Source organism: Streptomyces sp. bgisy130, from assembly GCF_057708345.1.
In genome coordinates this window covers 194,925-209,525 of record NZ_JBYISA010000003.1, presented here as the reverse complement: position 1 = coordinate 209,525, position 14,601 = coordinate 194,925, and the positions used below count along the sequence as shown (strand labels likewise).

Here is a 14,601-nt window from a genome sequence, read left to right as displayed (position 1 = left end):
TCAATCGCATTGAATTCACCGCCAATTGGACAAACGCCCGGCAGAACACCCCAGCTTTTTCGGGAATTTCACGCGAATCACCGGTGACGGTCCCGGGCCCCTCGCACGGCAATGTTTCGACAAATCCGAAAGCCCCCTCCTATGCTCCGCTGACACAGCCGTTCGCACCCCCATGGGACCGTCGACACCTCCATGGGAACCGAGTGGTGCGACGGGGGAAACGTCTGTCAGGAGAATGCTGTGCTGCACAAGAAGACCGCTTTGCTGCGCGCCGCCGCGCCCGTCGCCGTACTGGCGCTGGCACTGACCGCCTGCGGTGGCAAGAAGAAGAGCACCACCACCGCCGACGACGCGCCCAAGACGGAAAAGGGATCGTCGGCCCCGGCGGACAGCGGTGAACTGAAGCCGGGTCAGGGCGGTACGGGGAAGTTCAAGGAAGAGAGCGGGACCATCACTTACGAGGTCGCCGCGCAGAAGGTGCATGTGAGCACCGAGGCCGAGACCAAGAAGCTGGTCTCGGACCCGAAGCGGGCCAAGGGCCTGGTGGCGGCGACCGCTTGGGTGAAGTACACGAACAAGGGCGGCGGCGTCGTCAAGGAATCGCCCGACGTGGCCGACGAGTCCGAGATCTACGCGGACGGCCAGCGCGGCGGTCTGCTCATAGGTGCCGCCGAGGACGGTCCGGGCTGCGAGGACACCCTGGACATCGAGAACTGGAAGGCGGGGCAGAGCCACACCATCTGCCAGACCTACATGATCCCCAAGGGCGCGAAGTCCGTGGAGGTCCACTGGGAGGGTGAGGGCCAGAGCGGCTCGCCGCTGGTCTGGAAGTTCGACAACGCCGGCTGAGCCGGCGGCAGGCCGTCTGCCGTGCGCCAGGCCCTCCGGGCCGTGGCGCACGGCAGCGGGCCGCTACGCCGGCATCGTGGCCGCATGGAGAAACGGTTCGATGGCGGCGCACCAGTCGTCGGGCTGTTCCCACGGGAGCAGATGTCCGGCGTCGGGGATCTCGGCATAGGCGCCGCGGGGCAGCACCCGGACCATCTCCTGGGCCTCGGCGCGGCCGAGTTCGGCATCGAGGCCGCGGACCACGAGGGCCGGGCACGGCACCTGGGCGAGCTCCTCCCAGTGGGCGTCATGCACCCAGGTCTCCCGGGCACTGAGCATCTGCCGGCGGGAGAAGACGGGCCGCCAGCCGTCGGCACGCTCGGCCATCACCTCGGCGAAGAACTCCCCACGGGCGGGTCTGGGCCGCTCCAGGGTCGGATCGTCCTCGCCGAACCACTTACGGACATCCGCGAGGGTGGCGAACGGCACCGGCCAGGACCGGAACCACTCGGTCCATTCGCGCTGCGAGGCCGCGCCGAGCGCCGATGCCCGCATATCGCAGATGACCAGCGCACTGACCAGATCCGGTCTCCGGGCCGCTAACTGCCAGGCCGTCAGGGCGCCCATGGCATGCCCGACGAGGGCGACCGGGGCGAGGCCGAGCTGCTCGATGGCGGCGATGGCGTCATCGACGTATGCCTCGCGGTCGTACGGCCCCTCGGCGGGCTTCTCGCTGCGGCCGTGGCCCCGCTGATCCAGCGCGACCGGGCGGTGACGGGCACTCAGGCGGCGTGCGGTGCCCGCCCAGTGCGAGGCGCGCCCCATCAGGCCATGGAGCAGCAGCACGCCCGGCCGCTGCTCGCCCTCCTCCAGCCCGCCGCCGCTCTTGGGCGGGTCGGTGAACTCCCAGGCGGCGAGTCGCACGCCGCCGGCCCCTGCTACATCGATGCGCCGCACCATGTGCCCTGGCACCCCCAATCGTCCCTTGCGCAGCTCCACACTATCGAACCCCTATTCGAACGCACCGTTCCGACGCGGAACACCCCTCGTTCGAGTGACCTCGCTCAAGGATTGGCCGCGCCCGCCACGGGGAGACATCTGCCGGGAGGCGGGCCCTACCGGGAAGGGGGCCCGTGGGGACAGACCCTGGGAGCTCGGGGCTCCGGGTCTGGGGTGGGGGACATGGGGAGGCAGGGCCCCGGCTGCTCGCAGCGCCGGGGCCCTGACTGTCTCCCGCATACGTGGATGCATCCGAGCCCCCTCCCTGGCCAGGACAGGCCGATGCATGGCCATGCGTCAGGGTGGCACGAGACCGGCCGTATCGCACGGATTCGCACAAGTCCGTTCAGCGGGCAGGAAAGCGCCGAGCCCGCCGAGCGGCGCGTCGGCGCAGCTCAGCGGGCTCGGGACGAGCTATGGGCGGAAGTGCGAAAGGGAAACCGGCCGAAAGTGATCTCAGCGCTTGGCCACGAAGACATGCGAGGCGATCTCGGAGTCCAGCTCGGCGGCCTCGCCGCTGCTGCCGACCAGCACCCCGGCCGGCGACTCCGTCACGCTCACCACCGCGCCCGGCTGCACACCGGCCCGCCGCAGCGTGTACATCAGCTGGGCGTCCGCCTGGATGGGCTCACCGATCCGGCGCACCACGGCGGTCTTCCCGTCGGCACCGGCGTCCAGATCCATCAGGCTCACCATGCCGGCGTCCAGGAACGGGTCGCCCCCGGTCTTCTCGCCGAGCTCCTCCAGCCCCGGGATGGGGTTGCCGTACGGGGACTCCGTCGGATGCCGCAGCAGCTCCACGACGCGGCGCTCGACCGCCTCGCTCATCACATGCTCCCAGCGGCACGCCTCGGCATGCACCTGCTCCCATTCGAGCCCGATGACGTCGACCAGCAGGCACTCGGCGAGGCGGTGCTTGCGCATCACCCGCGTCGCCAGCCGGCGGCCCTCCTCCGTCAGCTCCAGATGCCGGTCGCCCGCGACCTGAAGCAGGCCGTCTCGCTCCATGCGCGCCACCGTCTGGCTCACCGTCGGGCCGCTCTGTTCGAGCCGCTCCGCGATGCGGGCGCGCATGGGCACCACACCCTCCTCTTCCAGCTCGAGGATGGTGCGGAGATACATCTCCGTGGTGTCGATCAGTCCGGACATGCGTGCCCCTCGATGTGTGGTGCGGTGGCCCTGGACTCAATTCTGACGCATCCCACTGACAACGGTGCCGCCTCGTCCGACCACCGGGCCTTCCCGGCCGTATTGACAGGGCACTGGTCCAGACCGCAACGTGATCCGCGCCACTGATCAAATGCGCCGAGATCCGACGAGAGGGGCCCGCGGTAATGGCTGAGAGCGACCGGAGTGACCGGCTGGCCGGGAAGTACTTCGACGCCGCGATCGACCTGCTGCGGCGGGTCCGCGACGAGGAGGGCGACCGGATCACCGCCGCCGGAGCGCTGATCGCGGACACCGTCGCCGCGGGCGGCCGGGTCTTCTCCTTCGGTGCCGGGCACTCCTCGCTCCCCGCCCAGGACACGGTCTACCGCGCGGGCGGCCTGGCGGTCATGAATCTGCTGTCCGTCCCGGGCGTGGTCGGCGTGGACGTGCGACCCGCGACCCTGGGCAGCGCGCTGGAGCGGGTCGACGGGCTGGCCGGGGCCGTATTGGACACCAGCCCGCTGGAGCCGGGCGATGTGCTGGTGATCATCTCGCTCTCCGGGCGCAACGCACTGCCCGTCGAAATGGCCCGGCACGCCCGCGCCCTCGGCATCAAGGTCATCGGCGTGACCTCGGTGGCTTACGCGACGGCGACCACATCCCGGCACGTCTCCGGGGACTTCCTCAAGGACCACTGCGATCTCGTGCTGGACAGCCGGATCCCGGTCGGTGACGCGGAGCTGACGCTGGAGGGCATCGACGCGCCGTTCGCCCCCGCCTCCACGGTCGTCACCAGCGCGATCATGCAGGCCGTGGTGGCGACGGCCGCGGGCACCCTCGCCGAACGGGGCATCGAACCGCCGCTGCTGCGCTCCGGAAACGTCGACGGCGGGCACGACTGGAACGCCGGGGTGATGAGCGCCTACGCGGACCGGATCTTCTACCGGCAGTGAGCGGCCGGCGCGCTCAGCACGAGGCCGCACCCGCGAGATCCAGGGCCGTCGCGATCCGGGCCGCGACCTCCTCGGCGTAGTCCGCGTCCGCGCGGTCGAACGGGCGGCGGGTGGACGCCCGCAGAAAGGTCGCGACGCCAAGCCGGCGGCCGCGGCTGCACAGCACCACGCACAGCCCGTGCACGGTGCCCTCCGGCCAACGACGGGCGGCCGCCCAGCCCTCGGGCGAGGCGGGCCCGGCGCTGGTACGCACCGAACCGCGCCGCTCGTATGCCTGGATCGCCGGATGGCCCGGCACATACGGCACGGGAATGCCGGTCGCCGCCGGCGTGGCGGACGGGCCGGGAGAACCGGCCGGGGACGCCAGCGCCCGCACCAGCCGGGGCGCACCCCCCGGCGCCCGGCGCCCGGCATCCGCGCCGGTGGCAGCGGCGTCCCCGGCCCCGGACGCCGACTCGGCACCACCCGCCGGGCCCGCCGCGCCCTCCGCACCCACCGCCTCGTACGCATCGAGCGCATCGCCCTCCGCGACCGCCCCGAACGGTGCGGGCGCGGGCGTCGTGGCGAGATCGACCAGGCCGTGGTCGGCGAAGCCCGCCAGGGCGAAGTCGAGGTGGACCGCGGCGGCCTCGGCCGGGTCCGGGCAGTCCGCGGCCGCCCGGCCCGCGCGGTGGAGCTGCTGGGCGCGGAAGCGCAGCAGGGAGTTCTCCTGCTCGGCCCGTTTGGTGTCCGTGACGTCCTGGAAGAGCCAGGCCACGCCCAGCGGTACCGGCTCCTCCGCCAGCGGGGAGGCCAGCCGGACGAAGCCGCTGCGCCAGCACCGGCGCGGCACCTCGGCCTCTTCCGCGCGCAGCGTCATCCACAGCTCGCTGACGGCCGGCGGCGCGCCCTCGGCGAGGACGTGCTGAAGGGCGCACTCCAGCTCCTCGACGCCCTGCGCCAGCAGCTCACCCAGGGGGCGGCCCAGCAGAGCCGTGCGCCCCACGCCCAGGGCACGGGCGGCGTGCGCGTTGACGACCGCCGGCCGCAGATCGGCGTCGATCAGCACCACGCCCCACGACGCGTCCTCGAACAGCGCCTCGCTGAGCGCGATGGACCGCTCCAGATCCATCTGGGTGTGCACCTCGCTGAAGGCGCAGTACACCCCCGCGACCCGGCCGTCGGGGGCGCGGACCGCGGAGGACTGGGTGCGGACGAGCACCCGGTGGCCGTCCTTGGCCAGCAGGGCGAACTCATGGACCTGGCGGCCCGGGGAGCGCATCGCGGCCGCCAGTGCGGCCTCGATCCCGTCGGCGTCCTCCTTGCGGACCGCCCAGCCGGTCAGGCCCGTACGGCCGACGGCCTCGGCGGTGGTCCACCCCAGAATGCGCTCGGCCTCGTGGTTCCAGTGGGTGACCGTGCCGTCCGCGGAGAACGCGACCAGGGCGGCGTCCATGCCGTCCAGGAGCGCGGCGAGCAGACCGGAGTCCTCGGTCTCGTCGGCGGCGCAGCGCGCCGAGGCCGACGAGGCGGAAGAAGCTGACGAAGCAGTCACTGGCACCCCTCACGAACGCGGCCACACATGCTCCACCTGGGAACATTCAACTGGAACGTGACACAGCGCACACGCGATTCGCGGAAATCGTTGCCAAGGGGAAATTCCCTTGTGTGCGGCCGGACGGCTTCCTAGTGTGTGGAGCACACGAGAAGGGAGGTGGTTCGGCAGATGATTTCGCACCGGACGCGTGAGGTGGCTGCGGGCTAGCGGCCCGTCGCTTCACCGCAGTGCAGCGCCGGACCGGCGCATCCCCGGATGCGCAGCCGGCCAATCCCAAGCAGTCACCCGACCCGCGGGCTGCCGGTTCGTCCGACCGGCCCTTCGCGCCACCCAGCGCGGAGGAGCGAGCCCGCGGGTCGTCTGCGTCTGCGTCTGCACACGGCAGGCGCACACCCGCGCCGGGGGCACCGCCCCGGCGGCGCCGTCCCGCTCTCAGGGCGCCAGGCGCTCCACGCTCCAGCCGGCGCCCGCCCGCACATACCGCAGCCGGTCGTGCAGCCGGTTGAGCCGGCCCTGCCAGAACTCGATCGTCTCGGCGGCGATCCGGTAGCCGCCCCAGTGCGGCGGCGCCGGCACCTGCTCGCCCTCCGGATAGCGGGCCGCCAATTCCTCGTAGGCGCGCTCCAATTCGTCGCGCGAGCCGACCCGTGCGGACTGGTCGCTGGCCCAGGCGCCCAGCTGGGAGCCGTGCGGGCGGGTGCGGAAGTAGGCGGCGGTCTCGTCCCGGCCGATGCGCTCCGCGGTGCCGGTCACCACGACCTGACGGGCGAGCGGGTGCCAGGGGAACAGCAGCGAGATGGCCGGATTTTCGGCCAGTTCCCGCCCCTTCCGGCTGTTGTAGTTCGTGAAGAACACAAAGCCGCGGTCGTCGAACGCCTTCATCAGGACGGTCCGTGAGCTCGGCCGGCCCACCGGATCCACGGTCGAGACGACCATCGCGTTCGGTTCGTGCAGACCGGCCACGGTCGCGTCCTTGAACCAGCGCGCGAACTGGTCGTACGGGCTGGCGGCAAGGTCGGACTCGACGAGTCCCTCGGCGCGGTAGTGGGCACGCATGGAGGAGGGATCGGGGTTCTCGGCATGAGGCGCGTCGGCGGGGTGCACGGCCTCATCTTGCAACACCCGCTCAGACGCGGTCAGCCGGGAGGGGCGGAAGTCTGCCCCTCGTCGACCGGCCGTAACCCTCCCGACAGCAGATCGACCGGTGTGCGGGTCGCGCCCCTCCGCGCAGGTGAGGGACCCGCCACAATCAGGGGCAGGCCCCCTGTGGCCCCCGGGCGGGGAGAGCTATCGTGTCCGTCCGGCCCGACGGGCCGCACCACAGCACCTGCCTGCCCGCGGCCCGACCACCGCGGGCACGCCCCTCGCGTGACCCACGCCCCGGCGGGGCATCACCGGGGTGACCGGTACGGACCGCGAGCTGCCGGCGCAGCCGCGGAGCCGCACCGGCACCGCACACCAGAGACTCGACCGCACGGCAGCCGGTCACGGACCGTTTGCCGCCCCCATCTTGAGGAGCTGCCTGATGTCCGACTTCGTACCCGGGCTCGAAGGAATCATCGCGTTCGAGACGGAGATCGCCGAGCCGGATAAGGAAGGCGGTTCGCTCCGCTACCGCGGTGTGGACATCGAAGACCTCGTCGGCAAGGTGTCCTTCGGAAACGTCTGGGGGCTGCTCGTCGACGGGGCGTTCGACCCCGGACTGCCGCCCGCCGAGCCCTTCCCGATCCCGGTGCACTCCGGTGACATCCGGGTCGATGTGCAGTCGGCGCTCGCCATGCTCGCGCCCGTATGGGGCCTCAAACCGCTGCTGGACATCGACGAGCGGACGGCCCGGGACGACCTCGCCCGCGCCGCCGTGATGGCACTGTCGTACGTGGCCCAGTCGGCCCGCGGGCCGGGCCTGCCGATGGTGCCGCAGAAGGAGATCGACAAGGCCGAGACCATCGTCGAGCGCTTCATGCGGCGCTGGCGCGGCGAGCCGGACCCGCAGCACGTCAAGGCCGTCGACGCCTACTGGACCTCGGCCGCCGAGCACGGCATGAACCCCTCCACCTTCACCGCCCGCTCCATCGCCTCCACCGGCGCGGATGTGGCGGCCGCGCTGTCCGGCGCCGTCGGCGCGATGTCCGGCCCGCTGCACGGCGGCGCACCCTCCCGCGTCCTCGGCATGATCGAGGACGTCGAGCGGACCGGCGACGCCTCGGCCTACGTCCGCCAGGCCCTGGACAAGGGCGGCCGGCTGATGGGCTTCGGCCACCGCGTCTACCGCGCCGAGGACCCCCGCGCGCGGGTGCTGCGCCGGACCGCCCAGGAGCTGGGCGCCCCCCGCTTCGAGGTCGCCGAGGCGCTGGAGAAGGCCGCCCTCCAGGAACTCCGCAGCCGCCGCCCCGACCGGGTGCTGGCCACCAACGTCGAATTCTGGGCGGCCATCGTCCTGGACTTCGCCGAGGTCCCGGCGCACATGTTCACCTCGATGTTCACCTGTGCCCGCACGGCGGGGTGGAGTGCGCACATCTTGGAACAGAAGCGGACGGGCCGACTGGTTCGGCCGTCGGCCCGGTATGTCGGGCCCGGGGCCCGTAGCCCGCGGGAGATCCCGGGGTTCGGGGGGATCGCGCCACGGTAGGTTTCCCCACGTTTTTTGCTTTCCCGCCGTGGTGGTTGCTCGCCGTTGCGCCTGCGGCGGGCGGGGTTGTTGTTGGGTGCGGTGACGGACCTCCGGGGCCTGGTGTGTGGACTGCTTCGCTTTACGTCCACACACCAGGCCCCTCCGGCCCGTCCCCTCCCGTTGGGGGAGTGAGTGCGGGTGGGTGGGGGCGTGCCGCCGTAAGCCATAACCGGGCCCTACGGCCCGCACCAGACCACTACGGGTCCCCCACCAAGGTTTTTCCCAACCTTCAACGGGAGGGGACGGGCCTGCGCAGCGGCACCGCCCGCCGCAGGCGCAACGGCGAGGAAAGGCCCAAAACGCCCCTACCGACCAAGAAGGTCGTCGATGATCTTCGCCCACTCTTCGACGACCTTGGCCCGACGGGCCGAGTCATCCGTCAGCAGGTTCGCGAGGCCGAGGCCCCGGGCCATGTCGAGCAGGCCCTGGACGGTCTCCCGTACGCCGGGGGCGGATTCGTCGGCGTCGAGCAGCGCCACCGCCGTCCGGTGGGCCTCGCGGCCAACCCGGGCTTCCAGGGCCGTGACGCGGTCACGCAAAGGCTCTTCGTCGGAGGCGGCCACCCACAGATGCAACGCCGCGCGGAACAGCGGCCCCGTGTAGAGGCCGACGAGCTCCTCGACGATGACCCAGGTGCGGGCGATGGAGCCCGCCGGAGGCAGCTTGTGCGCGACCGCCGCCACCGCGCTCTGCCGCTTCTCCGCGACATGTTCGACGGCGGCCGTGAAGAGGTCCTCGCGGGTGCGGAAGTGGTGCTGGGCGGCGCCCCGGGAGACGCCGGCCCGTTCGGCGACCACGGAGACCGTGCTGCCGCTCCAGCCGCGCTCCGCCAGGCAGGAGACGGCGGCCTCCAGGAGCTTGAGGCGGGTGGCCCGGCTGCGTTCCTGCTGGGGCTGTTTGGGGCCGCGGGCGGGGGTCAGCGCGCCCATGCGGGGGCCCGTCGTTCCAGGAAGGCGGTCATGCCCTCGCGGGCCTCGGCGGAGCCGAAGAGCCGGGCGGACTGTTCGGCGAGCGCTTCGGTGTCGCGGTCGAAGGCGGCCAGCACCTCGGCGGTGACCAGTTTTTTCGACTCGGCCAGGCCCTGTGGGGAGCCCTTGCGCAGGCCGTCCAGTACGGGGGCGAGGCCGGTGTCGACGTCGTCGGCGGCGAGGGTGACCAGGCCGATCCGGGCCGCCTCGGCCGCGTCGAACTTCTCGCCGGTGAGGTAGTAGCGGCCGGCGGCGCGGGGGTCCAGCCGCGGCAGCAGCGGCAGGGAGATGACGGCGGGGGCGAGGCCGAGGCGGGCCTCGGTGAAGGCGAAGGTGGCGTCCGGGCCGGCCGCGGAGATGTCGCAGGCGCCGAGCAGGCCCAGGCCGCCGGCCCGGACGTGTCCGGTGACCCGGGCGACGACCGGTTTGGGCAGTGCCACGATGGCGCGCAGCAGACGGGCCAGGCCCAACGGGCCGCCCTTAGCGGTGCCCGAGGTGGCCTCGGAGAGGTCCGCGCCGGCGCAGAACGTGCCGCCGGTGTGGGTGAGGACGACGGCGCGGGTGTCGTCGTCGGCCGCGGCGTCCGTGAGCGCCTGGTGCAGTTCGGCGACCAGGCGGGTGGAGAGGGCGTTGCGGTTGTGCGGGGAGTCCAGGGTGAGGGTGGTGATGCCGCGCTCGTGGGAGCGCGGGACCAGGGGTACCGCGGGGGCGTCGGACGTCGGGGCGTCCGTCTTCGGCGCGTCGGTCATCGGGGCGTCAGTCATCGGGGCGTCGAGCTCCTTTCCCTGGCGCGCAGTTCGCGTCGCAGGATCTTTCCGGTGGTGGCGCGCGGCACGCTGGCCAGGAATTCCACGCGGCGCACTTTTTTGTACGGGGCGACTCGTCCGGCAACTTGGTGTCCTCCTCGCCATGAGTGGCGGGGATTCCCCTTCTCAGGGGTTTCGGCCGGTCGCCCGGCTTACAGGTTCCTGCTTCGCGGACCGGCTGGTGCCGAGGTCTCCACAGGCTGGGAACGCGAGCCCCGCGTCCCTTTGATTCTTGGCCGCGTTCACGTCGGCGTGGTCCCAGTGTCCGCAATGGCGGTGCACTCGAAGGCCGCTTGGCTCTTGCGGCTCTTCGGGTCCACATGCCCGCACTGGTTGCACGTCTGGGACGTGTAGGCGGGGTTGACGAGAAGGATCTCACTGCCCGTGTGGCGAGCGGCGCTGCGTAAGGCCAGTTCAAACTTGTGCCAGCCCTTGTCGAGGATCGCGCGGTTGAGCCCGGCCTTCTGTCGGACGTTGCGGCCCGGCCGGTCGAGCGTTCCGGACGCACTCGCGGTCATGTTCCGGGTGCGTGGGTCTTCGAGGACCACGAGAGCATTGCGGGCGGTGATGCGGTTGGCGGTGTAGGCGCAGAAGTCGGTGCGTCGATCGGTGGCTCGGCCCGTGATCCGCCTCAGCGCGGCGACAGTCTTGCGTCGGTTCGCAGATCCCTTCTTCTGCCGGGCCGGCTTCTTCTGCAGCTTGCGGCACCGGACCGTCTCGCCGACAGTGATGAACTGCCTGTCGTGGAAGGTTCCATCGCTGGTAACGGCCGCGACCGTCACGCCTCGGTCGATGCCCACGGCGGAATCCGGCATCGCGTGCTCCTCTGGCGTTTCGTGTCCGTCGTCCACTAGGAAGGACACAAACCACTGCCCACCCCTCCGGCTGACAGTCGCCGAACGGATCTCACCCCCGAGAGGCCGAGACCAGCGGAATCGGACCCACCCCAGCTTGAGGAGCTTGACGCGTCCCCACTTACGGCCCTGCCGTTCCACCGCGATGGACTTCCCGGCCGGGAACCGGAACGACGGGGACCATCGAGCCTTCGAACGCCAACGGACCTTGAAGGTGCTGTGTTCACGGCACGCCCGGTCGAGATCCCGGAGAGTCTGCTGGAGCAGCTGCGCCGGCGCGGTCTTCAACCACGGATGGTCGCGCTTGGCCTCAGCGAGTTCGGCACACTGCGGCACGTAATTCATCCACGCCCCGCGACGACGGTACTCCCTGCGCTGTTCGAGGCCGGTGTTCCACACGGCGCGCCAGATGTCACCGAACTCTTGGCACTGCTTGGACTGTTCAGCCGTCAGCTCAAGCCGGTACCTGCGGCCCGACAGCATGGAAAGACCCCCTTCCAAAATGATGCGGCCACGCTAGCGCGAACCACTGACAACGCAGCAGCTCCGCAAGCAACTCGCTTCCCCGACAAGCGCTGTCCCGTCCTCAGTACGACTTGGGCAGCCCCAGGGACTGGTGCGAGACAAAGTTGAGGATCATCTCGCGGCTGACCGGTGCGATCCGCGCCACCCGGGCGGCGGTGATCATCGAGCCGAGGCCGTACTCCTGGGTGAGGCCGTTGCCGCCGAGGGTGTGGACGGCCTGGTCGACGGCGTGCACCGCGGCCTCGGCCGCCGCGTACTTGGCCATGTTGGCGGCCTCGCCCGCGCCCAGGTCGTCGCCCGCGTCATAGAGATGGGCCGCCTTCTGCATCATCAGCCGGGCGAGCTCCAGCTCGATATGGGCCTGCGCGAGCGGGTGGGCGACGGCCTGGTGGGCGCCGATGGGCTCCTTCCACACCTGGCGGGTACCGGCGTAGTCGACGGCCCGGCCCAGCGCGTAGCGGCCCATGCCGAGGGCGAAGGCGGCGGTCATGATCCGCTCCGGGTTGAGCCCGGCGAACAGCTGGAGCAGTCCGGCGTCCTCGTCGCCGACCAGCGCGTCGGCGGGCAGCCGCACCTCGTCCAGGGTCAGTTCGAACTGCTTCTCCGGGGCGGACAGTTCCATCGCGATCGGGCTGCGGCCAAAACCGGGGGTGTCGCGCGGCACGATGAACAGGCAGGGCTTGAGGCGGCCGGTCCGGGCGTCCTCGGTGCGGCCGACGATCAGGGTCGCGTCGGCGATGTCGACGCCGGAGATGAAGACCTTGCGGCCGTTGAGGACCCAGTCCTCGCCGTCCTTGCGGGCGGTGGTCGTGATGCGGTGCGAGTTGGAGCCGGCGTCCGGTTCGGTGATGCCGAAGGCCATCTTGCGGGAGCCGTCGGCGAGGCCCGGGAGCCAGGCCCGCTTCTGGTCCTCGGTGCCGAAGCGGGCGATGACCGTGCCGCAGATGGCGGGCGAGACGACCATCATCAGGAGCGGGCAGCCGGCGGCGCCCAACTCCTCCAGGACGATGGAGAGTTCGACGATGCCGCCGCCTCCGCCGCCGTGCTCCTCGGGGAGGTTGACGCCGAGGTAGCCGAGTTCGGCGGCCTCCGCCCAGAGGTCGTCGGTGTGGGTGCCCTCCGCCACGACGCGGGTGAAGTAGTCGCGGCCATAGCGGGCGCCTAGGGCGGCTACGGCTTTGCGCAGGGCGCGGTGTTCCTCGGACTCGATCGTCGGGGTTCCCATGGGGGTCTCCTCGGGGTCGTCGGTTGAGGTGCGGTTCGCTGCCGGCGGCGATCCGTTTTTCGGCTTCGGTTGCGTTGCCGGGTGCGGCGCCGTTTCCCGCCTTCGGCGGTGGGAGGGGGTGTTTGGGGTGGGGGGAGCTGTCAAAACCCGTAGTGGTGCCGTCAGTCCGTGACCACGGCCAGGAGGGTGCCTACTTCGACCTGTTGGCCGGGCTGGGCAGGGAGGGAGGTGAGGGTGCCGGCTGCGGGGGCGGTGATTTTGTGTTCCATCTTCATGGCCTCCAGCCACAGCAGGGGTTGGCCGGCCTCTACCGGGGCGCCCTCGGTGAGGCCGTCGGCGAGGCGTACGACCGTGCCGGGCATGGGGGCCAGTAGGGAGCCGGGTTCGGTGCGGGCGGTGGGGTCGGGGAAGCGGGGCTGGGCGGTGAAGGTGTGGGAGGTGGGGGTGATGGCCCCGCCCGGGGACGGTGGCGCGTCGACATGGACGCGGTCGCCGTAGCGGGTGACGGTGAACTGCCGCCGTAGTCCGTCGATTTCGAGCACCACTCCGTCCGGGCCGTGGGTGAGCAGCCGGACGCCGGGGAAGTCCTCGGCCCGGAGGCCGTCGCGGTCGAGGCGGTAGCGGATGGTGTGTTCGGTGTTTCCGCGGGCGTAGGTCTTGGCCTGGGGGGCGGAGGGGACGTTGCGGAAGCCTCCGAAGCGGGAGCGGCCGTGGGCCTCGGCGAGGGCGGCGGCGAGGGCGAAGACCGGGGCGCCGTCGGCGTCGTTGGTGGTGAGGTCGGTGAGGTGGCGGTCGTAGAAGCCGGTGTCCAGGGCGGCGGGGTCGGTGAACTCCGGGTGGCGCAGGGAGCGGACGAGCAGGTCGCGGTTGGTGACGGGGCCGTGGAGGGCGGCTCGTTCGAGGGCGCCGGCCAGTTTGCGTATGGCCTCGGCGCGGGTCGGGGCCCAGGCGATGACCTTGGCGAGCATCGGGTCGTAGTGGACGCCGATGGTGTCGCCGTCGGTGACGCCGGAGTCCAGCCGGACGCCGTCGGGCAGCGCCAGCCGGTGCAGGGTGCCGGTCTGCGGCTGCCAGTCGGCCGCCGGGTCCTCGGCGTAGAGCCGCGCCTCCACGGCGTGCCCGTGCGGCGGCGGTGGTTCCGCTTCCAGCGGGCGGTCCTCGGCGATGCTCAGCTGGAGGGCGACCAGGTCAAGGCGGTATACGGCCTCGGTGACCGGGTGTTCGACCTGGAGGCGGGTGTTCATCTCCAGGAAGTAGGCCCGGCCGGTGCGGTCCACCAGGAACTCCACGGTGCCCGCGCCCCGGTAGCCGATGGCGCGGGCGGCCCGTTCGGCGGCCTCGTGCAGGGTGGTGCGCAGCTCCTCGGACAGGCCGGGGGCCGGGGCCTCCTCGATGACCTTCTGATGGCGGCGCTGGAGGGAGCAGTCGCGGGTGCCGAGGGTCCAGACCGTGCCGTGCCCGTCGGCGAGGATCTGCACCTCGACGTGGCGGCCGCCGACGACATAGGGCTCGACGAAGACCTCGCCGTCGCCGAAGGCCGCCGCCGCCTCGGCTGCGGCGCCCTTCAACTCGCCTTCCAGCGCGTCCAGTTCGGTGACGATCCGCATGCCGCGGCCGCCGCCGCCCGCCGCCGCCTTCACCAGCAGCGGCAGATCGGCCGCGGTGACGTGTCCGGGGTCGACGGGGGCCAGCAGCGGCACCCCGGCTCCGGCCATCAGCTCCTTGGCCCGCGTCTTGGAGGCCATCGCCTCGATGGCGGCGGGGGGCGGACCGATCCAGGCCAGGCCCGCTTCGGCCACCGCGGCGGCGAAGCCGGCGTTCTCGGAGAGGAAGCCGTAGCCGGGGTGGACCGCGTCGGCGCCCGCGGCCAGGGCGGCCCGTACGAGCAGGTCGCCGCGCAGATAGGTGTCGGCCGGGGCGTCGCCCGGGAGCCGTACGGCGGTGTCCGCCTCACGGACGTGCGGGGCGCCGGCGTCCGCGTCGGAGTGCACGGCGACGGTGGCGATGCCCAGCTCACGGCAGGTGCGGAAGACCCGCCGGGCTATTTCACCGCGGTTGGCGACGAGTACGGAACGGATCACTTCTG

Annotated in this window: 12 protein-coding genes; 3 read left to right on the top strand and 9 right to left on the bottom strand. The window is 71.7% G+C overall.

What is annotated here, in order from left to right; genetic code table 11:
• Window positions 1–243 precede the first annotated feature (243 nt).
• Window positions 244–849, top strand: coding sequence for a hypothetical protein (locus tag AC3EUV_RS06175; protein ID WP_432141591.1), 606 nt, complete (start codon window positions 244–246; stop codon window positions 847–849).
• Between the two features lie 63 nt (window positions 850–912).
• Here the strand turns inward: AC3EUV_RS06175 and AC3EUV_RS06170 are convergent, their stop codons facing one another.
• Window positions 913–1,788 (bottom strand): alpha/beta fold hydrolase, encoded by an 876-nt coding sequence (locus AC3EUV_RS06170; RefSeq protein WP_432141425.1) that lies wholly within the window; start codon window positions 1,786–1,788, stop codon window positions 913–915.
• A 495-nt stretch (window positions 1,789–2,283) separates the two neighbouring features.
• Window positions 2,284–2,976, bottom strand: coding sequence for an iron-dependent transcriptional repressor DtxR (locus tag AC3EUV_RS06165; RefSeq protein WP_042147339.1), 693 nt, complete (start codon window positions 2,974–2,976; stop codon window positions 2,284–2,286).
• Window positions 2,977–3,161: 185 nt separating this feature from the next.
• Here AC3EUV_RS06165 and AC3EUV_RS06160 point away from each other — a divergent pair, with 185 nt between their 5' ends.
• Window positions 3,162–3,929, top strand: coding sequence for an SIS domain-containing protein (locus tag AC3EUV_RS06160; protein WP_432141424.1), 768 nt, complete (start codon window positions 3,162–3,164; stop codon window positions 3,927–3,929).
• Window positions 3,930–3,942: 13 nt separating this feature from the next.
• On the opposite strand, the gene AC3EUV_RS06155 is transcribed toward AC3EUV_RS06160, so the two are convergent.
• Together AC3EUV_RS06155 and pdxH are read right to left on the bottom strand one after the other, a co-directional pair.
• Window positions 3,943–5,463, bottom strand: coding sequence for a PAS domain-containing protein (locus tag AC3EUV_RS06155; protein WP_432141423.1), 1,521 nt, complete (start codon window positions 5,461–5,463; stop codon window positions 3,943–3,945).
• Window positions 5,464–5,898: 435 nt separating this feature from the next.
• Window positions 5,899–6,522 carry a pyridoxamine 5'-phosphate oxidase gene (pdxH, locus tag AC3EUV_RS06150; RefSeq protein WP_432141590.1) on the bottom strand — a complete coding sequence of 208 codons (624 nt, stop codon included), beginning with the start codon at window positions 6,520–6,522 and terminating at the stop codon, window positions 5,899–5,901.
• A gap of 469 nt (window positions 6,523–6,991) precedes the next feature.
• Between pdxH and AC3EUV_RS06145 the strand changes: the two genes are divergently transcribed.
• Window positions 6,992–8,095 (top strand): citrate synthase 2, encoded by a 1,104-nt coding sequence (locus AC3EUV_RS06145; RefSeq protein WP_432141422.1) that lies wholly within the window; start codon window positions 6,992–6,994, stop codon window positions 8,093–8,095.
• Between the two features lie 347 nt (window positions 8,096–8,442).
• Here AC3EUV_RS06145 and AC3EUV_RS06140 read toward each other — a convergent pair whose 3' ends face one another.
• The 5 genes from AC3EUV_RS06140 to AC3EUV_RS06120 all read right to left on the bottom strand — a co-directional run bounded on the left by AC3EUV_RS06140 (window position 8,443) and on the right by AC3EUV_RS06120 (window position 14,596).
• Window positions 8,443–9,066, bottom strand: a complete 624-nt coding sequence (locus AC3EUV_RS06140) for a TetR/AcrR family transcriptional regulator (RefSeq protein ID WP_432143512.1) — start codon at window positions 9,064–9,066, stop codon at window positions 8,443–8,445.
• Entirely contained in the window at window positions 9,054–9,854 is an 801-nt protein-coding gene (locus AC3EUV_RS06135) for an enoyl-CoA hydratase family protein (RefSeq protein ID WP_432143627.1), read from the bottom strand. Before AC3EUV_RS06135 ends, AC3EUV_RS06140 begins: the two co-directional genes overlap by 13 nt.
• Before the next feature lie 299 nt (window positions 9,855–10,153).
• On the bottom strand, window positions 10,154–11,248 hold the full coding sequence (locus tag AC3EUV_RS06130; RefSeq protein WP_435602346.1) for an RNA-guided endonuclease InsQ/TnpB family protein: 1,095 nt from the start codon (window positions 11,246–11,248) through the stop codon (window positions 10,154–10,156).
• Between the two features lie 103 nt (window positions 11,249–11,351).
• Window positions 11,352–12,515, bottom strand: coding sequence for an acyl-CoA dehydrogenase family protein (locus AC3EUV_RS06125; RefSeq protein WP_432143514.1), 1,164 nt, complete (start codon window positions 12,513–12,515; stop codon window positions 11,352–11,354).
• Window positions 12,516–12,676: 161 nt separating this feature from the next.
• A complete protein-coding gene (locus AC3EUV_RS06120) occupies window positions 12,677–14,596 on the bottom strand; it encodes an acetyl/propionyl/methylcrotonyl-CoA carboxylase subunit alpha (protein ID WP_435602345.1) in 1,920 nt (639 codons plus the stop codon).
• Window positions 14,597–14,601 lie beyond the last annotated feature (5 nt).

What these genes read in the sequence shown, in the direction of transcription:
- AC3EUV_RS06135 (WP_432143627.1), bottom strand. Translation starts at nt 9,854, where the DNA reads ATGACCGACGCGCCGAAGACGGACGCCCCGACGTCCGACGCCCCCGCG.
- AC3EUV_RS06165 (WP_042147339.1), bottom strand. Translation starts at nt 2,976, where the DNA reads ATGTCCGGACTGATCGACACCACGGAGATGTATCTCCGCACCATCCTC.
- AC3EUV_RS06140 (WP_432143512.1), bottom strand. Translation starts at nt 9,066, where the DNA reads ATGGGCGCGCTGACCCCCGCCCGCGGCCCCAAACAGCCCCAGCAGGAA.
- AC3EUV_RS06160 (WP_432141424.1), top strand. Translation starts at nt 3,162, where the DNA reads ATGGCTGAGAGCGACCGGAGTGACCGGCTGGCCGGGAAGTACTTCGAC.
- AC3EUV_RS06170 (WP_432141425.1), bottom strand. Translation starts at nt 1,788, where the DNA reads ATGGTGCGGCGCATCGATGTAGCAGGGGCCGGCGGCGTGCGACTCGCC.
- AC3EUV_RS06145 (WP_432141422.1), top strand. Translation starts at nt 6,992, where the DNA reads ATGTCCGACTTCGTACCCGGGCTCGAAGGAATCATCGCGTTCGAGACG.
- AC3EUV_RS06125 (WP_432143514.1), bottom strand. Translation starts at nt 12,515, where the DNA reads ATGGGAACCCCGACGATCGAGTCCGAGGAACACCGCGCCCTGCGCAAA.
- pdxH (WP_432141590.1), bottom strand. Translation starts at nt 6,522, where the DNA reads ATGCGTGCCCACTACCGCGCCGAGGGACTCGTCGAGTCCGACCTTGCC.
- AC3EUV_RS06130 (WP_435602346.1), bottom strand. Translation starts at nt 11,248, where the DNA reads ATGCTGTCGGGCCGCAGGTACCGGCTTGAGCTGACGGCTGAACAGTCC.